Here is a 22,345-nt window from a genome sequence, read left to right on the forward strand (position 1 = left end):
GGTGTCGAGGTAGGCGGCGCAGACGTGGTGGCCCGGCCCGAGGCGGTTCCAGGCGCTGGTCCCGCTCGGTGATCACGTGGCCGATGGCGGTGCCGCGAACCAGCCCTTCGCGCGTGGCGAAGACAGGGCAGTGCCGGTGTACCGGACGCCGCTGTCGTCGGCATCCACAGTGGACATATCGGCCGACCAGCCGAGTGGGAGAGCGGGTTCGGCAGCCGGGGCAGGGCACCGGCGCGGTCTCCACAAGGGACGTACAGGGCAGTTGCAAACAGGCTGCTCGGGCCATTCCGGTCGGGTACGCATCGCCGCGCAGCCTGCTGGTGAGCGGACGGTTCCCGCCACAGGGCGAGTGCGCTCGCGAAGAAGCGGCGGGAGCGGTCGTGCGGGCCGAGCGAGCGGTGCGGCTCGCCGAGGCTTTGGTGGGCGTACCCCGCGCGGTCACGCGCGACCAGCTCCCCGGCCGCCTCGGGCCAGGTAGGCCGGTGGGTGAACGCTGGGGCGTGAGGCTTGACCGCGGCACGCCGCCATCGCGGCGATCGCCAGCGGCCATCCGAGACCCGGTTCCCTGGGGGTGGCCTCGAATGGCCTGCTGCCGTGCCGGCCGCGCCGCTCAGCGGGAGCGCAGGACCTCGAGCGCCTTGTCGGCGTGCACGGCCATGCGCAGCTCGCTCTTGATCACGGCGAGCACCCTGCGGTCGGTGTCGATCACGAACGTGTGGCGCCTGGTCAGCAGCGGGCCGAACCTGCGCCGGACTCCGAACCGCGTCGCCACGGCGCCGTCGGCGTCGGAGAGCAGCGGGAAGTCGAAGTCGTGCCTGTTGGTGAACTCGAGCTGCTTGTCGACCGGGTCGGGGCTGATCCCGATCCGGTGCGCGCCGGCGTCGGTGAACTCGGCGGCGAGGTCGCGGAACTGGCAGCTCTCGGCGGTGCAACCCGGCGTCATGGCCGCCGGGTAGAAGAACAGCACCACGGGACCGGTCTCCAGGAACTCCGAGAGAGTGCGTGGCTTGCCGTTCTCGTCGGGCAGCGTGAAGTCCGGCGCGAGATCTCCCTGCTTCATGGTCACGAGCCTACGGGCCGGGGACCGCGCTGCTCGATGAGCGAGGTGATCTCGTCGGCGTTCGCCGCGCGGCCGAACAGCTCGCCGCGCCCGGCGACGATGCCGAGCTCCCGCAGCCTGTGCGCGTGCTCGACGGTGTGCACGCCCTCGGCGCCGATGCGCTTGACGCCCAGCGCCGCTGCCCGCTCGAGCAGCGCGGTGAGGTGCTTGCGGGCGGTGTCGGCCTCGGGGCCCTCCACCGCGAGCGCGTCGACGAGCGGTCCGGCCAGGATGAGGAAGCCGACCGGCAGCTGATGCCTGTGGATCAGCTCCAGGTCGGCGCCCGCCGACACGGCGAGCGTGATCTTGACGTCCAGGTCGGCCAGCACGGCCAGTGCCTCCAGCACCTCCCCGCGCGGATCGGACAGCGCGGCGGCGTCGGTGCAGATGCGCAGCTTGTGCGGCGGCAGGCCGGTCGACTCCAGCTGGTCCCTGATGATGCCGACGAGGTTCGGGTCGATCGCGAACCGCAGCGGCAGGCGGACGCAGAGGTCGGGCGTGGCGGGGAAGGCGGCGTGCCAGGCGGCCGCGTCCGCCATCGACCGGGTGAGCAGCCACCGGCCGAGGCCCGGCGTCATGCCGGTGGTGTCGGCGAGCGGGAAGAACTCGTCGGGCCCGAGCACGCCGTGCTCGGGGTGGTTCCAGCGCAGAACCGCGTTGACGACGGCGATCTCGTCGCTGCCGTCGAGCTTGACGGTCGGCTGGTACTCCAGCTCGAACTCGCCGTTCTCCAGCGCGCCGCCGATCACGGCGCCGATGCCGTACCGGCGCCGGTCGCGGCTGTCGAGCTCCTCCTCGAAGAGCATCCACTGCGCGCGCCCGTTCTCCTTCGCGCGGTGCAGCGTGATCTCGGCGGCGCGGTGCAGGTCCTCCTGCGTGCGGCCGTGGGCGTCCTGCACGACGATCCTGACGCTGACGCTGACCCCGATGCCCTTGCCGTCCACGTAGACCGGCTCCGCGAGCTCGGCCATCGCCTCCTCGACGAGGTCGATCACGGCGGCGCTCGTGAGCGCGCCGCGCATCAGCACGGCGAAGCCGTCGCCGGAGAGGCGGGCGAGGAACACGCCGGGGCCCGTGAACGTGGCCTCGAGCTTGCGGGCGACGTGGCGCAGCACCTCGTCACCGGCGCCGGGACCGAGGCCGTCGTTGACGACCTTGAAGCCGTCGACGTCGAGATAGACGAGCGCGATCTGGTCGTCGTCGGGCGTGGCCAGCGTGGCCTCGAGCTTGTTGACGAAGCTGCGGTGGTTGGGCAGGCCGGTGAGCGGGTCCTGCACGTTCTGCTTGCGCAGCGCCTCGCGCAGCAGGCTCAGCTCGCTGACGTCCTCGACCAGCAGCACGGGGTAGATCGTGCCGGGGGTGTCGCCGGGCAGGCCCGCGATGGTGACTTGTGTCCGCAGTGGACCGTCCTCGGCGTGCTCCAGCTCCACGGGCTCACGGTGCCGGGACTTGCGCAGCGAGCGCAGGTCCTCCAGCCCGGCGAGCACCGCCTCGGTGTCCTTGGGCGTGGCGCAGAGGTCGGTGACCGGCTTGCCTGCGAGGTCCTCGGGCCGGTGGCCCAGCAGGTGGGTGAGCGCGGGGTTGGCGTCGAGGACCTTGCCCTCCTGGTCGGCCAGCAGCACCCCGACGGGTGTGGTCGAGTACAGGTCGGCGAAGCGCTGGATCGCCGCTTCCTTGGCGGTGTCGGCCTGTGCGTAGGCTTCCTCGGCCACCGACATGAGGATGCGTTCGAGCTCGCCGGCGGACAGGGCTACCCCGTTCGTGTCGGCAAGTTGTGCCGCCCAGCGGCGGGCGATGTCCACCAACCCTGGTGTGCCACCAGGCTTCGGCACCTTGCACCTCTCCACACAAGCGTCGAAGGCCAGCTCGGTGCCGGTGTGGGCTGGCGCGCAGCGCACCCGGGCCCCGAGTCGGCCGAGAGCCTTGCAACAGCATCATGCGGCCAGCGGTGTGTCTACCGGCTGTCCGAGTGGTTCTCTTGGCTAAATGATCACTCTTCGTAGTCAGATGCGCTGGAGGTCGATGGGCAGTCCGTCGACCGGCACGGGCAGCGAGACGTAGTCCCAGCGGACCTGGTAGCCGCGCGGGACGCTCCACCGGTACCGGCGCAGCATCTCGTGCAGCAGCGCCTTGACCTCGTAGGTCCCGAAGTGCAGGCCGATGCACTTGTGGGCGCCGCCGCCGAAGGGCATCCACGCGAAGCGGTGGGACTTGTCCTCCCTGCGCTCGGCGTTGAACCGCTCGGGGTCGAACGTGTGCGGGTCGGTCCAATGGTTCGGGTCGAAGTGATTGACGCTGGGCGATACCCCGACGAGCGTGCCCTCGGGCAGGTAGTAGCCGAGCACCTCGGTGTCCTTGACCGTCTTGCGCGACATGCTCGGCACCGGGGCGACGAGCCGCAGAGCCTCCTTGATCACCAGGTCCAGTGTGTCCAGCCGGTCGAGCGCCTCGGTGCCGGGCAGCTCGTCGCCGAGCGCGAGCGACTCCTCGCGGGCCCGCTCCTGCCACTCCGGGTGCTTGGCGAGGTAGTACGCGGCGGCCGTGCTCGTGATCGTTGACGTGTCGTGCGCCGCCATCATGAGGAAGATCATGTGGTTGATCACGTCGGCGTCGGTGAAGCGCTCGCCGTCGTCGGTTGTGGCGTGGCAGAGCGCGGAGAACAGGTCGGTGCCCTCGCCCGCCCGCTTGGCCGGCAGGTTGCTCGCGAAGTAACGCTCCAGCAACCGCCTGCCCCTGAGTCCCGCGCGCCAGCGGCCGCCGGGCACGGGCCGGCGGACCACGGCCGTCGCGGCGCGCACGCACGCGACGAACGCGCGGTTGATCTTGAGTGCGTCGGCGCCGCTGGGCATGTCCATGAACACGCGGGTGGCGACGTCGAGGGTCAGTTGCTTGAGCGACCAGTAGAGGCGGGGGTTCGGGGTGCTCGCCCACGAGGCGACGCCCTCGCGCAGGGTGGGACCCATGCTCTCGACGTAGCCGACGAGACGGTCGCGGGTGAAGGCCTCCTGCATGATCCGCCGGTGGGTGTGGTGCTCGCCGAAGTCGAGCAGCATCAGGCCGCGGTTGAAGAAGCGCTCGATGAAGAAGCGCCAGCCCTCCTGGCTGAACGCCTTGTCCTTGTTGACGAGCGCGACCTGCGTGGCGTCCGGGCCGGTGAGCGACACGATGCGCCTGCCGAACGCGCCCGACCACCACACGGGCCCGTAGCGCTCGTAGCGCTGCAGGCCGTAGGGCACGCCGTAGCGCATCATGCGGACGGTGTGCCCGAGCAGCGGTGGCCCTGGGTCGCCGGGAATGGCCTTGAGCCCGCTGCCTGCGGGCGGGGCGGCGAACTCGCTCGACGGCCACTGCCTGCGCAGCACGCGGTTGTCGACCGCGCGGGGCAGTGGCACGGCTGTGAGCGGCGGGATCCGCTCGCGAAGCGTCTCGGTCATCCTGTCGACGGCTGTCACCATGGCGACCATCTCCTCGTTGAGCCGGTTCCACGGTCCCGCACTATTGGCATCCTGACAAGAGCGTTCCGCCGGTCGGGTGCCAGCGCTTGCTCAGGTCTCGTCGTCCAGCAGCGGGCGCAGGACCTCGACGAGCTCGGTCGCGTCGTCCGCGGCACCGCACTCCAGCTCGATCTCCCGGCCGGAGGGGCCGCGCATCGTGAGGGTGACCCTGTCCAGCGCATGGTGGCGGGAGAGCCAGGTGAGCAGGGAGGTCACGAACGCGCTCGCCGTGTCACCGCAGAGCACGACCACGACGGCATCCGGAACGCCGCCCGGCTCGCCGTCCCAGTCCGGCTGCTCGCGCAGCGACACGCAGCCGTGGAACTCGTCCTCGGCACTCATCCAGAAGGCGAGTGACCGCAGTTGCTCAGGGGAATCGGCAACACTGACGGCAACTGTTGCGGACGACACGGAAAGCTCCCCCGCGGGTGGTGGGAAAGGCGCAGGCTAACAGCGCCCCAGCGGGTGCCACCAGCACAGCGGGCCGCGTCTTTTTCAGGTCCTACCCGGCGGCCCCGACACGAAAGTCGGCGAGGTTCACCTTGCGGGTGCGCCTGCGGTACTCGTGCGTGCGCCCTGGCCAGTTGGACACCACGCGGCCGTGCTCGTTGCGGTACCAGCTGCTGCAGCGGGTCCACACCGATTGCGCCAGCCGCGTCTGCACCTCCGTGTCCCACTCCTGCTCGGCCACGGGGCGCACGTCGAGGTAGCGGCCGGGATGCTCGGTCAGGATGCGCACCGCGTCGCGGACATACCGTGCCTGGCTCTCCAGCATGTAGATGATCGAGCCGCCGCCGAGGTTGGTGTTGGGCCCGTAGATGAGGAACATGTTGGGAAAACCCGGCACGGTGATGCCCAGGTGCGCGCGGGCGCCCTCGCTCCAGACTTCGGACAGGACCCGGTCGTCCAGCCCGCTGACCTTCATCGGCGCGAGCAGCTCCAGCGCTGCGAAGCCGGTGCCGTAGATGATCACGTCCACCTCGTGCTCTACGCCGTCGGCCGTGCGCACGCCCCGCGGCGTCACCTCGATCACCTTCTCGGTCACGAGATCCACATTGGACTTGGTCAGCGCGGGGAGGTAGTCGTTGCTGAACAGCACGCGCTTGCAGCCGAGCGCGTAGTCGGGCGTGAGCTTGCGGCGCAGCTCGGGATCGGCGATCTTCTCGCGCAGGTGCTTGGTCGTCTGGCGCTCGAACAGCGGCGTGAAGAACCGCCATTTCGACAGGCACTGCTGTGCGAACTCCGCGTACAGCCAGAAGCTCAGCCGGTCCAGCGTCTGCAGAATCGGCAGGGCCCGGAAGGCCCGGTGGTGCCAGGGTTTGTAGGGGTGGTCGCGTTTGGGCAGGATGTACTGCGCCGAGCGCTGGAACACCGTGAGGTGGGCGGCGGCGGGCTGGATCTCTGGCACGAACTGGATCGCGCTCGCCCCGGTGCCGATCACGGCGATCCGCTTGCCGGCCAGCTCGGCGTCGTGGTCCCACTCGGCTGAGTGGAACGAGGTGCCCTGGAAGTCGTCGATGCCGGGGATCGGCGGGAAGGCGGGACGCGAGAGCTGCCCGGTGGCCGGGACGAACGCCCGTGCGACGTACTCCTCTCCCGGCGCGGTGCGCACGTGCCACTCGCCGGTGCTCCGGTCGAACTCGGCGGAGGTCACCTCCTGGCCGAAGCGGATGTGCTGCAGCACGCCGAACCGGCGCGCGGTGCGCTCGAGGTAGGCGTGGATGTCGGGCTGGGCGGCGTAGCGCCGGGGCCACCGCGGGTTGCGCGCGTAGGAGTAGGAGTACAGCGGCGACGGGACGTCGCAGCCGGAGCCGGGGTAGGTGTTCTCCCGCCAGACCCCGCCCAGGTCCTCGGCCTTCTCCAGTACGACGAAGTCGTGGAACCCGGAGCGGCGCAGCTCGATCGCCGTGGCGACACCGCCGAACCCGGCCCCGACGATCAGCGCGGTCGTGCGGGTGGTGGTCATGCGGGGAAGAGTAGGGCGGGCGTCCGGCCGGCCCCAGCGGAAGCGGGGACAAGTTGTTGATATTTTCGGACACATGATCGGGTGGGACTTCCCGCGCGGGGTGACGAGCGCGGCGCTGCTGGCCGAGTTCGCGGGCGAGCTCGGCGTGCCCCGCGGCGAGGTGCTGCGCGGCACCGGCCTCGACGAGACGATCATCCACGACCCGCTCGCCCAGGTCGAGGCGCACCAGGAGCTGGCGGTGGTGCGCAACCTCATCCGGCGCTGTCCCGGCCGCGACGTCGCGTTGCTCGGCCTTGCCGCGGGGCAGCGCTACCACGCCACGTCGTACGGGATCTGGGGCTACGCCGTCACGAGCAGCCGCACGGTGCGCGACGCGGTGGAGCTCGCCCTGCGCTACATCGAGCTGACCTACGTGTTCTGCGTGCCCGAGCTGCGGGTCGACGGTGAGTCCGCGCATCTGCACTGCCGCGACGACGACGTGCCCGCCGACGTCCGGTCGTTCCTGCTGGCCAGGGACATCGCCGCGATCTTCACCCTCGTGAAGGAACAGGTCGGCGCGCCGTTGCGGGCCCACCGGGTCGCGCTCCGGCTGGCGGAACCGCCCGACGCCGGGCCGTACCGCGCGCTGCTGGGCTTGGAGCCGGAGTTCGGGCACGACCACACGCGTGTGTCGTTCGGCCGGGCGCTGCTCGACCAGCCGATGCCGCAGGCCAACGAGCACACGGCGGCGCTGTGCGAGCGCCAGTGCAGGGAGCTACTCGCCCGCCGCCGCGCGCGCACGGGTGTCGCCCGGCTGGTGCGTGACCGGTTGCTCGCCGTCGACGGACTGCGGGCCGACATGGAGCAGGTGGCCGCCGCGCTCGCGATGACCGTGCGCACGCTGCGGCGCAAACTCGCCGCCGAGGGCACGACGTACCGCGCGCTACTCGACGAGGTGCGCGAGGCCTACGCCGAGGAGCTGCTGGCGACGCAGGTACTGTCGGTGGAGCAGATCGCCTACCGGCTCGGCTACAGCGAGGCGTCGAGCTTCATCCACGCGTTCACCCGCTGGAAGGGTGTGAGCCCCAGGGAGTTCAGGCGCCGAAACGGATCCGGAAGTCGCCCAGGTGCGCACTCACCAGCGGACGGCGGCCCGCCAGGTAGCCCAGCGGGCCGTTCGGATTGATGTTCCAGCCCGCCGAGGCCGCGTGCGGGCGGCCCTTCGAGCGGACGTCGCTCACGAGCGCCCTGCCGCCGACCTCCTGGGCGATCCCGAAGTTCGCGGGCAGGCGCACGGGAGGGCCCGGCCTCGGCGAGAACGCCGCCGTGGCGATCCAGTCGCCGCCGGTGCTCGCCGACGCGGTGAACCCCCTGCCGTAGGAGAACTCCAGCGTCGCCAGGTCCTTCGGGATGCCCCACAGCTCCCGGCCGCCCCTGAGCGACACCTCGCTGTCGACCCAGATCTCGGTGATGCTGCCCGTGGCCCGCAGTCCGTTGCGAACGGCCACAGTGGACAGCAGCTCGCGATAGGAAAGCTCGCCGGGTGGCTGGTAGTCGATCCACGCGGTGAACACCACGGTCCTGCCCGCGACCGTGATCGGGTCGACAACGCCGGGCACCCGGGGCAGGTCGGCCAGCGGCACCGCCCACACCGAAAGGTAGGCGTTGCCCGCGAGGTTCCACGGCTCGGGCGGGTACTCCGGCATGTCAGTTCTCCTGGCGCCAGGGCAGGAAGTCCGGTTGGTCCGCCCCGGCGCGCAGACGGAACTCCGGTGGCCGTTTCTGCAGGAAGGACAGTACGCCCTCGACGGCGTCGGGGTTACTGGTGATGCTGCCGATGAGCTTGGAGTCGAGCTCGTGCACCGGCAGCGGTGAGTCCATTCCGGACATCCGGTACAGCAGCTGCCGGGTGACCGCGACCGAGACCGGTGCGGTGCTGGCGACGAGCTCGGCCGCGAGCGCGTACGCCGCGTCGAGCAGCTCGCCCGGCTCGTGCAGGCTGTGCACCAGCCCCGCGGTGTGCGCCTCCTCGGCGCCGAACACCCGGCCGCTGACCATCCAGTCGACGGCCCGGCCGAGGCCGACGAGCCGGGGCAGGTACCACGCCGACGCGCCCTCGGGGTAGATGCCCCTGCGGGTGAAGACGAACCCGAAGCGGGCGTCGGTAGCGGCGAGCCGGTAGTCGGCGGAGAGCGTGATGGTGATGCCGCCGCCGATCGCGGCGCCGTGGATCGCCGCGATCACTGGCTTGTCCATCGCGAAGATCCGTTTCGAGCAGCGGCCCGCAGGCTCCTGCCACTCCGGTCCCGGCCCGGTCTCGGCGTCGAAGTCGAAGCCGCCCTGCGACAGGTCGGCGCCGACGCAGAAGTCCTTGCCCTCGCCGGTGAGCACGACGACGCGCACCTCCTCGTCGGCGTCGGCCCGGTCGAGCGCGGCGGCCAGCTCGTCGGCCATGCGCACGGTGTAGCCGTTGCGCGCCTGCGGCCGGTTCAGTGCGACCGTGGCGATCCGGTCGGCGACCCGGTACGTGATCTCGGTGTACTCGCTGTCGTCACCCACGAAGGTCTCCTGGCGTCGTCGTTGAGACGACCGTATTGCACGCCGACCTTACTGGCAACTTGCCAACAAGAAAACAATCACGCGTGCTTGATTTCCGCTCCGGCCGGTGCCACTCTGGCCGCAGACAGCTCGAGGAGGTGCTGCGTGGCGGATCTCGAGGCGATCCTTGCCGACCTGGACGCGGAGAGCCGGGAAGTGGACGGACTCGTCGCCGGGTTGCCGGAGCCGGACTGGGCAAGGCCGACGCCGGCCGAGGGGTGGACGATCGCGCACCAGATCGCCCACCTGCACTGGACGGACCAGCGGGCGTTGCTCGCCGCCCGCGAGCCGGACGACTTCGGCGAGGAGCTGAAGCGGGCGCTCGCGGCAGGTGAAACCTACGTCGACGAGGGTGCCGCGGAGCTCGCCACCACCCCGCCCGGCGAGCTGCTGGAGCGCTGGCGGCGCGGCAGGGCCGAGTTGCACGCGGCGCTCGCCGCCGTGCCACCGGGGGAGAAACTGCCGTGGTACGGCCCGCCCATGAGCGCCCCGTCGATGGCGACCGGGCGGATGATGGAGACCTGGGCGCACGGACAGGACGTCGCCGACGCTCTTGGCGTCGAGCGCGCGCCAACGGCCCGCCTGTGGCACATCGCCAGGTTCGGCGTGCGGACGCGGGACTTCGCGTTCGCGCTGCACTCGCTCGCCGCGCCGACGGAGGAGTTCCGCGTCGAGCTGACCGCGCCGGACGGGAGCCTGTGGACGTTCGGCCCCGAGGACGCCGCGCAGCGCGTCGCCGGCAGCGCCCTCGGCTTCTGCTTGATCGTCACCCAGCGGCGACATCCGGCCGACACCGACGTGCGCGCCGAGGGCGAGTCCGCTCAGGAGTGGCTCGGACTGGCGCAGGCGTTCGCGGGCCCGCCGGGGAAAGGCCGGGAACCGGGGCAGTTCGCATGATCCGGATCGGCAACGCGTCGGGCTTCTACGGCGACCGCTTCTCCGCGGTACGCGAGATGCTCACCGGCGGGCCCCTCGATGTGCTCACCGGCGACTACCTCGCCGAGCTGACCATGCTGATCCTCGGGCGCGACCGCCTCAAGGACCCGGCGCGTGGCTACGCCAAGACGTTCCTGCGCCAGCTGGAGGAGAACCTGGGGCTGGCCAAGGACAACGGCGTCAGGATCGTCACCAACGCGGGCGGGCTCAACCCCGCCGGGCTCGCCGACGCGGTGCGGGAGCTGGCCGGGCGGCTCGGCATCGACGTCCGGGTCGCCCACGTCGAGGGTGACGACCTGCTACCGAGGGCGGGTGAACTGGGCTTCGGGGAGCCGTTGACGGCGAACGCCTACCTCGGTGCATGGGGCATCGCCGAATGCCTGAAGGCGGGTGCGGACGTGGTGGTTACGGGCCGGGTCACCGACGCGTCGGTGATCGTCGGCCCCGCCGCGGCGCACCACGGCTGGGCCCGCGACGACTACGACGCCCTCGCGGGGGCCGTCGCGGCCGGGCACGTGATCGAGTGCGGTGCGCAGGCCACCGGCGGCAACTACGCGTTCTTCACCGAGCACTCGGTCGGCGTGCCGGGGTTCCCGATCGCCGAGATCCACGCCGACGGCTCCAGCGTGATCACGAAGCACGAGGGCACGGGCGGCGTGGTCACCACGGGCACGGTCACCGCGCAGCTGCTGTACGAGATCGCCGGTGGCCGCTACGCCGGTCCCGACGTGACCGCGCGGTTCGACTCCCTGGAACTGAGCCAGGAAGGTCCCGGCCGCGTGCGCGTCAGCGGCGTGCGCGGCGAGCCGCCACCGCCGACGCTCAAGGTCTGCCTCAACCGGCTCGGCGGGTTTCGCAACGAGGTGACGTTCGTGCTCACCGGCCTGGACGTCGAGGCCAAGGCGGCGCTCGTGCGCGAGCAGCTGGAGACCGCGCTGAAGGAACGGCCGCCGCGCGAGGTGCGCTGGACGCTGGGCCGCACCGACCACGAGGACGCCGACACCGAGGAGGCGGCGAGCGCGCTGCTGCACTGTGCGGTCAGGGACCCCGATCCGAAGGTCGCCGGGCGGGCGTTCAGCGGCGCCGCCATCGAGCTGGCGCTCGCGAGCTACCCCGGCTTCCACGTCACCGCGCCGCCTGGAGACGCATCGCCCTACGGCGTCTACACCGACGCGTATGTGGACGCGCGCGAGGTGCCGCACGTCGCCGTGCTCCCTGACGGCACCAGGGTGGACATCGCCCCGGCGGAGCGGACCCTCGAACTGTCCCCTGTGGACGATCCCGGGCTGCCGGAGCCGTTGCCGGAAGGGCCCGTGCGCCGCGCCCCGCTCGGCCTGGTCGCGGGCGCGCGCAGCGGCGACAAGGGCGGCAACGCGAACGTCGGCGTGTGGGTGCGCTCGGAACGCGAATGGCGCTGGCTGGCCCACACCCTGACCGTCGGGGAGCTGCGGCGGCTGCTGCCCGAGGCCGCCGGCCTGCCGGTGCAGCGCTACCTGCTGCCCAACCTCCACGCCGTGAACTTCGTGATCGAGGGTCTGCTCGGCGAGGGCGTCGCGGCGCAGGCGCGCTTCGACCCGCAGGCCAAGGCGCTCGGCGAGTGGCTGCGGAGCCGCCATGTCGACATCCCGGAGGAGCTGCTGTGACCGACCCCTTCGCGACCCCGGAGCGAGTGGCCCTGCGCAAGACGGTGCGCCGCTTCATGGAGGCCGAGGTGCTGCCCCACCTCGCCGAGTGGGAACGCGCCGGTGAACTGCCGAGGGACCTGCACCGCAAGGCGGGCGAGCTCGGCCTGCTCGGCATCGCCTTCCCGGAGAGCGTGGGCGGCGAGGGCGGCGACTATCTCGACGCCCTCACGGTCACCGAGGAGATCCACTACGCCGGCGGCTCGGGCGGGCTCATCGCCGCGCTGTTCACGTGCGGCATCGCGGTTCCTCACCTCGCGGCGGCAGGGGATCCCGCGCAGATCGACAAGTGGGTCCGGCCGACGCTGAAGGGAGAGCTGATCGGCTCCCTCGCGGTCACCGAGCCGGACGGCGGGTCCGACGTCGCCGGGGTGCGCACCACCGCGGCGCGCGAGGGAGACCACTACGTCGTCAACGGCGCCAAGACGTTCATCACCTCGGGCTGCCGGGCCGACTTCGTCACCACCGTGGTGCGCACGGGCGAGCCGGGCGCGCACGGGCTGTCGCTGCTGGTCGTCGAGCGCGGTACGCCCGGCTTCACGGTGACCCGCAAGCTGGAGAAGATGGGCTGGCACTGCTCCGACACCGCCGAGCTGTCCTACGTGGACGTCAAGGTGCCCGTCGCGAACCTGGTGGGCGCCGAGAACAGCGGCTTCGCGCAGGTCGCCACCCAGTTCGTGACCGAGCGGCTCTCGCTCGCGGTGCAGGCCTACGCCACGGCGCAGCGGGCGCTGGACCTGACGCTGGAGTGGTGCCGGCTGCGGGAGACGTTCGGCAGGCCGCTGATCTCGCGGCAGCTCGTTCAGCACAAGCTCGTCGACATGGCGCGCAAGGTCGACGTCGCGCGCACCTACGTCCGGCACGTGGCTCAGCGGCACGTGGCGGGCGAGGAGGTGATCGCCGAGGCGTGCTTCGCCAAGAACACGGCGGTCGAGACGGGTGAGTGGGTGGTCAACGAGGCGGTGCAGCTGCACGGTGGGCTCGGTTACCTGAGCGAGTCCGAGGTGGAGCGGCACTACCGCGACATGCGGATCCTCGGCATCGGCGGCGGCACCAACGAGATACTGGCCGGGCTCGCGGCGAAGCGATTGGGGTACACGGCGTGACGGCACTGCGGTCCACACTGGACACCTCCGGCGCGGAGTTCGCCGGATACCGCGACGCGATGCTCGCCAAGCTGGCCGAGCTGGAAGCCGAGCACGCCAAGGCCATCGAGGGCGGCGGTGAGAAGTACACCGCACGCCACCACAAGCGCGGCAAGCTGCTCGTGCGCGAGCGCATCGAGCTGCTGCTCGACGAGGACTCACCGTTCCTGGAGCTGTCCCCGCTGGCGGGCTGGGGCAGCGACTTCAAGGTCGGCGCGAGCGTGGTCACCGGCATCGGCGTGGTCGAGGGCGTCGAGTGCGTGATCATCGGCAACGATCCCACGGTGCGCGGCGGCGCGAGCAACCCGTGGACCGTGCGCAAGATCTTCCGCGCCTCCGACATCGCGCTGGAGAACCGGCTGCCGGTGATCAACCTCGTGGAGTCGGGTGGCGCCGACCTGCCGACGCAGAAGGAGATCTTCATTCCCGGCGGCAGGCTGTTCCGCGACCTCACTCGGCTTTCGGCCGCCGGGATCCCCACGATCGCGCTCGTCTTCGGCAACTCGACCGCTGGCGGCGCCTACGTGCCCGGCATGTCCGACCACGTCGTGATGATCGAGGAACGGTCGAAGGTTTTCCTCGGCGGGCCACCCCTGGTGAAGATGGCCACCGGCGAGGAGTCGGACGACGAGTCGCTCGGCGGGGCGGCGATGCACGCCCGCAGCTCGGGCCTCGCCGACTACCTCGCCCGCGACGAGCCCGACGCCATCCGTATCGGGCGGCGCATCGTGGCGCGGCTCAACTGGCGCAAGCGCGGCCCGGCACCAGGCCCGGTGACCGCGCCCCGCTACGACGAGGAGGAGCTGCTGGGTGTCGTGCCCGACGGGCTGAAGGTGCCGTTCGACCCGAGGGACGTGCTCGCCCGCGTGGTCGACGGCTCCGAGTTCGACGAGTTCAAACCGTTGTACGGCAACAGTCTCGTCACCGGCTGGGCGCGCGTGCACGGCTACCCGGTGGGCGTGCTCGCCAACGCGCGCGGGATCCTGTTCAGCGAGGAGTCGCAGAAGGCGGCGCAGTTCATCCAGCTCGCCAACCAGACCGACACGCCGCTGCTGTTCCTGCACAACACCACCGGCTACATGGTGGGCAAGGACTACGAGCAGGGCGGAATCATCAAGCACGGCGCGATGATGATCAACGCGGTGTCCAACAGCAAGGTGCCGCACATCTCGCTGCTCATCGGCGCCTCTTACGGCGCGGGGCACTACGGCATGTGCGGGCGGGCCTACGATCCCCGGTTCCTCTTCGCGTGGCCCAGCGCGAAGTCGGCGGTGATGGGCCCGCAGCAGCTCGCCGGGGTGCTCTCCATCGTGGCCAGGGCTGCGAGCGAGGCGCGTGGGCAGGCCTACGACGAGGAGGGCGACGCCGCGATGCGCGCCGCGGTCGAGGCGCAGGTGGAGGCCGAGTCGCTGCCGATGTTCCTCTCCGGCCGCCTCTACGACGACGGCGTGATCGACCCGAGGGACACGCGGACCGTGCTGGGCCTGTGCCTCTCGGCCATCCACAACAACCCCGTCCAGGGTGCCCGGTTCGACGGCACCGGCTTCGGCGTCTTCCGGATGTGAGCTGATGATCGAGAACGTGCTGGTCGCCAACCGGGGCGAGATCGCCCTGCGGATCTTCCGCTCGTGCCGCGACGCCGGGATCGGCACCGTCGCCGTCTACTCCGACGCCGACGCGGCCGCGCCCCACGTCGCCGCCGCCGACGCCGCGATCCGCCTGCCCGGCGACGCGCCCTCGGACACCTACCTGCGCGGCGACCTCGTGGTGAGGGCCGCGCTCGACGCCGGGGCCGACGCCGTGCACCCCGGATACGGTTTCCTGGCCGAGAACGCCGCGTTCGCGCGTGCGGTGACCGAGGCCGGACTGGTGTGGATCGGACCGCCACCGGAGGCCATCGAGACGATGGGCTCCAAAGTGGAGTCCAAGCGGCTCATGGCCGCCGCGGGCGTGCCGGTGCTGGCCGAGCTGCACCCCTCGGAGGTCACCGAAGCCGACCTGCCGGTGCTCGTCAAGGCGTCGGCCGGGGGCGGCGGACGGGGCATGCGTGTGGTGCGAGAGCTCGCCGGCCTCGACGACGCCGTGCGTGGCGCGAGCGCGGAGGCGGCCTCCGCGTTCGGCGACCCGACAGTCTTCTGCGAGCGGTACCTCGAGACCGGGCGGCACATCGAGGTGCAGGTCATGGCCGACAAGCACGGTAGCGTGTGGACGGTCGGCGAGCGCGAGTGCTCGATCCAGCGGCGGCACCAGAAGGTGGTGGAGGAGGCGCCGTCCCCGCTCGTGGACGCCGCGATGCGGGAGCGCCTCTTCGACGCCGCGGCGAAGGCCGCGAAGGCCGTCGGCTACGTCGGCGCGGGAACCGTCGAGTTCCTCGCACTGCCCAGCGGGACACCCGCACCCGAGCAGGACGACGCGCGATTCTTCTTCCTGGAGATGAACACCCGCCTGCAGGTGGAGCACCCGGTCACCGAGTGCACCACGGGGCTCGACCTGGTGGACCTCCAGCTGCGGATCGCCGAGGGCGCACGGCTGGACCCGGAACCTCCACAATGGAACGGACACGCGATCGAGGTCCGGCTCTACGCCGAGGATCCCGCCGCGGACTGGCAGCCGCAGAGTGGAGTGCTGCACGCCTTCGACGTGCCCGGTGTGGTCACCGAGTTCTCCGTCCCCGGCCGCCACGGCATCCGGCTCGACAGCGGTGTCGCCGACGGCTCGGTGGTTGGCGTGCACTACGACCCGATGCTCGCGAAGGTCATCGCCTACGGTCCCGACCGGGCAACGGCCGCCCGCGCCCTCGCGGGTGCGCTGGCGCGGGCGCGGATCCACGGCCTGCGCACCAACCGCGACCTGCTCGTCAACGTGCTGCGGCATCCCGCGTTCCTGGCGGGGGAGACCGACACCGCGTTCTTCGACCGGCACGGGCTGCCCACGCTCGCGGCGCCCCTTGCGGACGGCGAGGCCGTACGGCTTTCGGCGCTGGCGGCGGCGCTCGCCGACGCCGCGGCGAACCGCGAGCGTGCGACGGTGCTGGGCGGACTGCCCAGCGGCTGGCGCAACGTCGGGGGGCTGCCGCAGCGCAAGACCTACACCGTGGCCGGGGAGGAGCACGAGGTGCGCTACACCCTCGGCCGCGACGGCCTGCGCGCCGAGGGCTTCGAGGGTGTGGTGCTCGCCGAGGCCGCGCCGGAGCGCGTGGTGCTGGAGACCGGCGGCGTGCGGCGGGTGTTCAGCGTCGCCCGGTATCCGGGGCTGGTCGCGGTGGACTCGCCGCTGGGCTCCGTGAGCCTCACGCCGGTGCCCCGGTTCACCGACCCGGACGCCGAGGTCGCCGCGGGCTCGCTGCTCGCCCCGATGCCCGGCACGGTCGTGCGGATCGCGGTCGAAAAGGGGGAGACGGTGCGGGCGGGCACGCCGCTGCTGTGGCTGGAGGCCATGAAGATGGAGCACCGCGTCGCCGCGCCCACGGACGGCGTGGTGACGGAACTGCCCGTGGTGGTCGGCCAGCAGGTCGAGCCCGGCACGGTGCTCGCGGTCGTGAACACGGAGGAGTGAGGCATGGAGTTCGTCGAGCCGGTCGAGCGGCAGGAGCTGCGCAAGGCCGTCGCTGACCTGGCGCGCAGCTACGGTCACGAGTACTACGCGGAGAAGGCGCGAGGCGGTGGGCACACCACCGAGCTGTGGGACGAGGCGGGCAGGCTCGGCTACCTCGGCGTGTCCGTGCCCGAGGAGTACGGCGGCGGAGGCGCGGGTATCGGCGACCTCGCCGCCGTGTGTGAGGAGTTCTGCGCCGCCGGTACGCCGATGCTGCTCATGGTGGTGTCGCCCGCGATCTGCGCGACGGTGATCGCCCGCTACGGCACCGACGAGCAGAAGAAGCAGTGGCTGCCCGGCTTCGCGAACGGTAGCGTGCGCATGGCCTTCGGCATCACCGAGCCCGACGCCGGGTCGAACTCGCACCGGATCACCACCACCGCACGGCGCGACGGCTCCGACTGGATCCTCAGTGGACGGAAGGTGTTCATCTCCGGTGTCGACGAGGCCGACGCCGTGCTGATCGTCGGCCGCACGGAGGACGCGAAGACGGGACGGCTCAAGCCCGCGCTCTACATCGTGCCCACCGACACGCCGGGCTTCGAGTACAAGCAGATCCCGATGGACCTCGTCTCGGCCGACAAGCAGTTCGGCCTGTTCCTCGACGACGTGCGGCTGCCCGCCGAGGCGCTGGTCGGCTCCGAGGACGCGGCCATCGCGCAGCTGTTCGCCGGGCTCAATCCCGAGCGCATCATGGGCGCGTCGTTCTCGGTGGGCATCGCAAGGTATGCGCTCGCCAAGGGCGTGGCCTACGCGAAGGAGCGCAGCGTCTTCGGCGTGCCGATCGGCTCACACCAGGGTCTCGCGCACCCGCTCGCGCAGGTGAAGATCGAGCTGGAGCTGGCCAAGCTCATGACGCAGAAGGCCGCGGCGCTCTACGACTCGGGTGACGACTTCGGGGCGGGCGAGGCCGCCAACATGGCCAAGTACGCGGGCGCGGAGGTGGCCATCAGGGCCGTCGACCAGGCCGTGCAGGTGCACGGCGGCAACGGGCTGGCGACCGAGTACGGCCTCGGCACTCTGCTCGGTGCCGTGCGCGTCGGCCGGATCGCCCCGGTGAGCCGCGAGATGGTGCTGAACTTCGTCGCCCAGCACAGCCTCGGCCTGCCCAAGTCCTACTGAAACGGAGACCACAGCCATGACACTGGCGGGAAAGACGCTGATCATGTCCGGCGGCAGCCGCGGCATCGGCGAGGCCATCGCTGTGCGCGCCGCGCGCGACGGCGCGAACGTCGCGCTGATCGCCAAGACCACCGAGCCACACCCGAAGCTGCCCGGCACCATCTACACGGCGGCCAGGGCGATCGAGGAGGCAGGTGGCAAGGCGCTGCCGATCGTCGGTGACGTGCGCGACGAGGACGCCGTCGCAGCGGCCGTGGCGAAGACCGCCGAGCAGTTCGGCGGCATCGACATCGTCGTCAACAACGCGAGCGCGATCGACCTGACGCCCTCGGAGCACATCCCGATGAAGCGCTACGACCTGATGCAGGACATCAACGCGCGCGGGTCGTTCGTGCTGTCGCGCACCGCCATCCCGCACCTGCGCCAATCGGCCAACCCGCACATCCTCACCCTCTCGCCGCCCATCCGGCTCGAGGAGAAGTGGTTCCAGGCCGGGCACCTGGCGTACAGCATCGCGAAGTACTCGATGAGCCTCGTGACCGTCGGCCTCGCCGCGGAGCTGAAGGAGGACGGCATCGCGGCGAACTCGCTGTGGCCGAGGACGACGATCGACACGGCCGCGATCCGCAACGTCGTCGGCGCCGAGCTGGCCAACCGGTCGCGGACGGCGGAGATCATGGCGGACGCGGCGTACGCGGTGCTGACCAAGCCGAGCCGGGAGGTCACCGGGCGGTTCCTCATCGACGACGAGGTGCTGGCCGCCGAGGGCGTCACGGACCTGTCGAAGTACCGGATCGGGGAGCGGGAAGAGGATCTCCAGCTCGACTTCTGGGTTGATCCGGCTTGACCCGCGACACTCCTGTCCTGCGGGAGCCGAGGCAGGAGCGCAGCCGGACCACGCGGCGGCGGCTGATCGACGCCGCCGTCGAGTGCCTGGCCGAGCTCGGCTGGCACGGCACCACCATGTCCGTCGTTGCCGAGCGCGCGGGCGTCTCGCGCGGCGCGGCCCAGCACCACTTCCCGACGCGGGAGGACCTGGTGGTCGCCGCGGTCGACTATCTCGCCGACGAGCAGATCGACGAACTGCGCGAGCGCGCGGCGGCGCTGCCTGCGGGCCCGTCGCGCGCGCTGCCCGTGGCGGGGATGCTGCTGGACCTCTACACCGGCGAGAAGTTCCGCGCGGCACTGCACCTCTGGGTCGCCGCGTCCACCGACGAGGCGCTCCGCGCGGTGCTGGTGCCGCTGCAGGCGAAGGTCGGCCGCGAGGCGCACCGGGTGGCCGTGGAGCTGCTGGGCGCGGACGAGTCGCGGGTGGGTGTGCGGGAGACGGTGCAGGCGACGCTGGACCTCGCGCGCGGCCTCGGGCTGGCGAACCTGCTCGCCGACGACACCGCGCGCAGGCGGCAGATCACGCGGCAGTGGGCGAAGATGCTGGAGCCGGTGGCCGGTGCCGGCCGTCCGCAGTGAAGGCCACCATGCCTGCGTTCAACGCAGGCATGGTGGCCTTCACTGCAGAGGGGTCTCGGAGGGCGGCTCGGTGCCGATGTCCTCGAACCACAGGTCGGGGCGGCGCTCGATGAACCGGGTCATCATCGCGACGCACTCGGGGTCCTCGAGCAGGGTGATGCCGACGCCGTGCTCGGCGAGCCAGTCGTGCCCGCCGGAGAACGTCTTCGCCTCGCCGATCACGACGTGGGAGATGCCGAACTGGCGCACCAGGCCGCTGCAGTACCAGCAGGGCGACAGCGTCGTGACCATGACCGTGTCGCGGTAGTGGGGGCGGCGCCCTGCCGCGCGGAAGGCGCTGGTCTCCGCGTGCATCGAGGGGTCGTCGTCCTGGACGCGCCGGTTGTGTCCCCGCCCGAGCAGCTCGCCGGTGACGGTGAACAGGGCGGCGCCGATGGGCACCCCGCCCTCGGCCTCGCCCGTGCGGGCCTCCTCCCGTGCCACGGCGAGCAGGGCGGCGGGGTCGAACGCGGTCATGATCTCCACTCTCGGGCAGCGCGCCTGCCGTCGGCAAGCATTCTCGGGTTCGCAGCGGGCGGTGGCGGGGCAGGTGAGCGAGCGCTTAGTATGTCGCCGTGGCCGACGTAGTCCTGGTGACGCGGTCAGCTCCGCGCGGCACCGAGCATGCGCAACGCGAGCTGGCCGTACTCCTTGCCGAGCACCTCCGGCGTCTTGCGCGAACGGTCGGAGTACCAGCGCGCCACGTCGATGCCGAGCGACAGCAGGGCGCGCGCCGCCGTGCCGGGATCGGCGACCGTGAAGGCCCCCTCCTCGACGCCCCTGGCCACGAGGTCGCGCACGATGCGCTCGATGTCGCGGCGCAGGTTCGCCACGATCTCGTACTCCCGCTCGGGCAGGGCGCCCAGTTCGTACTGCACGACCCTGGCCACCGTGTGCCGCCGCGCGTGCCACGCCACGAACCGCTCGACGATCTCGCGCATGGCCTCCACCGGCGAGTCGGTGCTCTCGGCGGCCTCCTGCACCACGGCGAGCGCCTGCTCGTGCCCGCTGCGGCTGATCGCGAAGAGCAGCGCGGCCTTGGAGGGAAAGTGCACGTACAGCGCGGCGGGGCTCATGCCCGCGCTGCCCGCGATGTCGCGCGTGGTGGTGGCGTGGTAGCCGCGCTGGGCGAACGACTCGACGCCGGCCAGCATCAGCCTGCGTGCTGTTTCCGGTTGGACATCCGGCCACAACTCGGCCGACAACGACATCGTCATGCAGGGATTGTAAGCGAGCGCTTAGCGCGGATTGGAGAACGGCACCGGTGAACTCGCTGAAGGATCGCGTCGCCATTGTGACAGGGGCGAGCAGGGGCATCGGCCTCGGCATCGCCAAGGAGCTGGTCGAGCGCGGTGCGAAGGTGTGCATCACGGCACGCAATCCCGATCCGCTCGCCGAGGCGGTGGAGGAGCTGGGCGGCGCCGCCGTCGCCATCGGCGTGCCCGGCAAGGCCGACGACCCGGCGCACCAGGACGACGCCATCGCCAGGACGATCGAGACGTTCGGCGGCCTCGACTTCCTCGTCAACAACACCGGCATCAACCCGATCTACGGGCCGATCCTCGACGTCGACACCGACGCCGCGGCCAAGCTGTTCGGCGTCAACGTGCTCTCGCCGCTGGCCTGGACCCGCAAGGCCCGTGACGCGTGGATGGGCGAGCACGGCGGGTCGGTCGTCAACGTCGCCTCGATCGCCGGGCTGCGCACCTCACCCGGCATCGGCATGTACGGCGTCACCAAGGCCGCGCTCATCCGGCTCACCATGGAGCTCGCGGGCGAGCTGGCGCCCCGCATCAGGGTCAACGCCGTCGCGCCCGCGATCGTGAAGACCAAGTTCGCCACCGCCCTGTACGAGAACCGCGAGGAGGAGGTGGCCTCGGCCTACCCGATGAAGCGGCTCGGGGTGCCCGCCGACATCGCGGGCGCCGTCGGCTTCCTGCTCTCGGACCAGGCGAGCTGGCTGACCGGCCAGACGCTCGTGCTCGACGGCGGCGTGACGCTGGGCGGCGGCCTGTGAGCGTGGAACTCGACGGCGCCGGGGTGGTGATCACCGGCGGTGGCGGCGGCATCGGCGCCGCGCTCGCCAGGAAGCTGGCGGGGCAGGGCTCCCGGCTCGTACTCGCCGACCTCGACGGCGACGCCGTGCGCGCGGTGGCGGAGGAGGTCGGCGGCACGGCCGTGGTGGGCGACGCGGCGAGCGAGGAGGGCGTGCGGCGGCTCGTGGCTGAGGCGCGCGCCGCGCTCGGCGAGGTGGACCTCTTCTGCGCCAACGCTGGCGTGGCCGTCCACGGCGGGCCGGAGACCCCCGAGGACGGCTGGGCGCTGTCGTGGGAGGTCAACGTGATGGCGCACGTGCGCGCCGCGCGGGAGCTGCTGCCGGGATGGCTGGAGCGGGGACGAGGGCACTTCCTCGCGACCGTCTCGGCGGCCGGGCTGCTCACCAGCCTCGGCTCGGCGCCGTACTCGGTCACCAAGCACGGCGCGCTCGCGTTCGCCGAGTGGCTGTCGGTGACCTACCGGCACCGCGGCATCACGGTGCAGGCGATCTGCCCGCAGGGAGTGCGCACGAAGATGCTCGCCGACACCGGCAAGGAGGGCGAGTTCATCATGGGCGCGTCCGCGATCGAGCCGGAGGACGTGGCCGACACCTGCCTGGAGGGCCTTCGCGACGGGCGGTTCCTGATCCTGCCGCACCCCGAGATCGCCGACTACTACGCCGCGCGAGCCACCCAGAACGAACGCTGGCTCGGCGGTATGAACAAGCTGCAGCGCAAGGTGGAGCAGGCGGTCCAGCCCTGATCCCGGGTGGAGCCCTAGGGTGTCGGCATGGCTACCGAGCACGTCATCGTCGCGACCACCACGGACTCCGAGGACGCCGCGCACGCGCTCGCGGCGGCGGCCGTCGAGACGAGGACCGGCGCGTGCGCGCAGATCGTCGGGCCCATCACGAGCGTCTACCGCTGGGAGGGCGCCGTGGAGACCGCCAGTGAGTGGCGGGTCGAGGTGAAGACGGCCGCCGACCGCGCCGGCGCACTCGTCGAGGAGCTGAAGGCGCGGCACACCTACGACGTGCCCGAGGTGATCGTTACCCCGATCACCGGCGGGCACACCGGCTACCTCGACTGGCTGGTCACGGAGACCCGCGCCTGACCACCCGCGCCTAGCCACCCGGCAGTGAAGGCCACCTTGCCTGCGTTCAACGCAGGCAAGGTGGCCTTCACTGC

At 71.5% G+C, this 22,345-nt stretch carries 21 protein-coding genes; 12 read left to right on the top strand and 9 right to left on the bottom strand.

Features of this window, described 5'->3' with window-relative positions; all coding sequences use genetic code 11:
- Positions 1 to 610: 610 nt before the first annotated feature.
- The 5 genes from FCN18_RS16245 to FCN18_RS16265 form a co-directional block, all read right to left on the bottom strand.
- Positions 611 to 1,060: a peroxiredoxin gene (locus FCN18_RS16245; protein ID WP_112274366.1), complete on the bottom strand. Its 450-nt coding sequence runs from the start codon at positions 1,058 to 1,060 to the stop codon at positions 611 to 613.
- A gap of 2 nt (positions 1,061 to 1,062) precedes the next feature.
- A complete protein-coding gene (locus tag FCN18_RS16250) occupies positions 1,063 to 2,931 on the bottom strand; it encodes a diguanylate cyclase domain-containing protein (protein ID WP_137095507.1) in 1,869 nt (622 codons plus the stop codon).
- A gap of 171 nt (positions 2,932 to 3,102) precedes the next feature.
- On the bottom strand, positions 3,103 to 4,554 hold the full coding sequence (locus FCN18_RS16255; protein WP_137095508.1) for a cytochrome P450: 1,452 nt from the start codon (positions 4,552 to 4,554) through the stop codon (positions 3,103 to 3,105).
- 90 nt (positions 4,555 to 4,644) lie between these two features.
- Complete coding sequence (locus FCN18_RS16260; RefSeq protein WP_228713991.1) at positions 4,645 to 5,004, bottom strand: effector-associated constant component EACC1; 360 nt, start codon at positions 5,002 to 5,004, stop codon at positions 4,645 to 4,647.
- Positions 5,005 to 5,095: 91 nt separating this feature from the next.
- Positions 5,096 to 6,559 carry a flavin-containing monooxygenase gene (locus FCN18_RS16265; RefSeq protein ID WP_112274360.1) on the bottom strand — a complete coding sequence of 488 codons (1,464 nt, stop codon included), beginning with the start codon at positions 6,557 to 6,559 and terminating at the stop codon, positions 5,096 to 5,098.
- Positions 6,560 to 6,632: 73 nt separating this feature from the next.
- Here FCN18_RS16265 and FCN18_RS16270 point away from each other — a divergent pair, with 73 nt between their 5' ends.
- The gene (locus FCN18_RS16270) at positions 6,633 to 7,724 is read left to right on the top strand and encodes an AraC family transcriptional regulator (RefSeq protein WP_113643048.1); all 1,092 of its coding nucleotides are present in this window, start codon (positions 6,633 to 6,635) and stop codon (positions 7,722 to 7,724) included.
- Here FCN18_RS16270 and FCN18_RS16275 read toward each other — a convergent pair.
- Together FCN18_RS16275 and FCN18_RS16280 are read right to left on the bottom strand one after the other, a co-directional pair.
- The gene (locus tag FCN18_RS16275; protein ID WP_137095510.1) at positions 7,633 to 8,244 is read right to left on the bottom strand and encodes an acetoacetate decarboxylase family protein; all 612 of its coding nucleotides are present in this window, start codon (positions 8,242 to 8,244) and stop codon (positions 7,633 to 7,635) included. The genes FCN18_RS16270 and FCN18_RS16275 overlap by 92 nt on opposite strands.
- 1 nt (position 8,245) lies before the next feature.
- The gene (locus tag FCN18_RS16280) at positions 8,246 to 9,097 is read right to left on the bottom strand and encodes an enoyl-CoA hydratase-related protein (protein WP_113643046.1); all 852 of its coding nucleotides are present in this window, start codon (positions 9,095 to 9,097) and stop codon (positions 8,246 to 8,248) included.
- Between the two features lie 144 nt (positions 9,098 to 9,241).
- Between FCN18_RS16280 and FCN18_RS16285 the strand changes: the two genes are divergently transcribed.
- From FCN18_RS16285 to FCN18_RS16320, 8 genes are read left to right on the top strand one after another with little or no spacing between them, the layout of a single operon-like run.
- On the top strand, positions 9,242 to 10,033 hold the full coding sequence (locus tag FCN18_RS16285; RefSeq protein ID WP_112274351.1) for a TIGR03084 family metal-binding protein: 792 nt from the start codon (positions 9,242 to 9,244) through the stop codon (positions 10,031 to 10,033).
- Positions 10,030 to 11,715 (top strand): acyclic terpene utilization AtuA family protein, encoded by a 1,686-nt coding sequence (locus tag FCN18_RS16290; protein WP_113643044.1) that lies wholly within the window; start codon positions 10,030 to 10,032, stop codon positions 11,713 to 11,715. Before FCN18_RS16285 ends, FCN18_RS16290 begins: the two co-directional genes overlap by 4 nt.
- Complete coding sequence (locus FCN18_RS16295; RefSeq protein ID WP_137095511.1) at positions 11,712 to 12,860, top strand: acyl-CoA dehydrogenase family protein; 1,149 nt, start codon at positions 11,712 to 11,714, stop codon at positions 12,858 to 12,860. Before FCN18_RS16290 ends, FCN18_RS16295 begins: the two co-directional genes overlap by 4 nt.
- Positions 12,857 to 14,464: an acyl-CoA carboxylase subunit beta gene (locus tag FCN18_RS16300; protein ID WP_112274345.1), complete on the top strand. Its 1,608-nt coding sequence runs from the start codon at positions 12,857 to 12,859 to the stop codon at positions 14,462 to 14,464. The genes FCN18_RS16295 and FCN18_RS16300 overlap by 4 nt, the downstream gene beginning before the upstream one ends.
- 4 nt (positions 14,465 to 14,468) lie before the next feature.
- Positions 14,469 to 16,454 carry an ATP-binding protein gene (locus tag FCN18_RS16305; RefSeq protein ID WP_137095512.1) on the top strand — a complete coding sequence of 662 codons (1,986 nt, stop codon included), beginning with the start codon at positions 14,469 to 14,471 and terminating at the stop codon, positions 16,452 to 16,454.
- Between the two features lie 3 nt (positions 16,455 to 16,457).
- On the top strand, positions 16,458 to 17,615 hold the full coding sequence (locus FCN18_RS16310; protein WP_112274342.1) for an acyl-CoA dehydrogenase family protein: 1,158 nt from the start codon (positions 16,458 to 16,460) through the stop codon (positions 17,613 to 17,615).
- A gap of 16 nt (positions 17,616 to 17,631) precedes the next feature.
- Positions 17,632 to 18,462 (top strand): SDR family oxidoreductase, encoded by an 831-nt coding sequence (locus tag FCN18_RS16315; RefSeq protein ID WP_112274340.1) that lies wholly within the window; start codon positions 17,632 to 17,634, stop codon positions 18,460 to 18,462.
- Positions 18,459 to 19,082, top strand: coding sequence for a TetR/AcrR family transcriptional regulator (locus FCN18_RS16320; protein WP_112274338.1), 624 nt, complete (start codon positions 18,459 to 18,461; stop codon positions 19,080 to 19,082). Before FCN18_RS16315 ends, FCN18_RS16320 begins: the two co-directional genes overlap by 4 nt.
- Before the next feature lie 39 nt (positions 19,083 to 19,121).
- On the opposite strand, the gene FCN18_RS16325 is transcribed toward FCN18_RS16320, so the two are convergent.
- Entirely contained in the window at positions 19,122 to 19,598 is a 477-nt protein-coding gene (locus FCN18_RS16325) for a nucleoside deaminase (RefSeq protein ID WP_113643085.1), read from the bottom strand.
- A 125-nt stretch (positions 19,599 to 19,723) separates the two neighbouring features.
- Positions 19,724 to 20,338 (bottom strand): TetR/AcrR family transcriptional regulator, encoded by a 615-nt coding sequence (locus tag FCN18_RS16330; RefSeq protein ID WP_112274336.1) that lies wholly within the window; start codon positions 20,336 to 20,338, stop codon positions 19,724 to 19,726.
- Between the two features lie 47 nt (positions 20,339 to 20,385).
- Between FCN18_RS16330 and FCN18_RS16335 the strand changes: the two genes are divergently transcribed.
- The 3 genes from FCN18_RS16335 to cutA are packed head-to-tail and all read left to right on the top strand — an operon-like array spanning position 20,386 to position 22,271.
- Positions 20,386 to 21,138 carry an SDR family oxidoreductase gene (locus tag FCN18_RS16335; RefSeq protein ID WP_112274335.1) on the top strand — a complete coding sequence of 251 codons (753 nt, stop codon included), beginning with the start codon at positions 20,386 to 20,388 and terminating at the stop codon, positions 21,136 to 21,138.
- Entirely contained in the window at positions 21,135 to 21,920 is a 786-nt protein-coding gene (locus FCN18_RS16340) for an SDR family oxidoreductase (RefSeq protein WP_112274334.1), read from the top strand. Before FCN18_RS16335 ends, FCN18_RS16340 begins: the two co-directional genes overlap by 4 nt.
- 27 nt (positions 21,921 to 21,947) lie before the next feature.
- The gene (gene cutA, locus FCN18_RS16345; RefSeq protein WP_112274333.1) at positions 21,948 to 22,271 is read left to right on the top strand and encodes a divalent-cation tolerance protein CutA; all 324 of its coding nucleotides are present in this window, start codon (positions 21,948 to 21,950) and stop codon (positions 22,269 to 22,271) included.
- Positions 22,272 to 22,345 lie beyond the last annotated feature (74 nt).

Source organism: Prauserella endophytica, assembly GCF_005146945.1.
GTDB classification, from domain to species: Bacteria; Actinomycetota; Actinomycetes; order Mycobacteriales; family Pseudonocardiaceae; genus Prauserella_A; species Prauserella_A endophytica.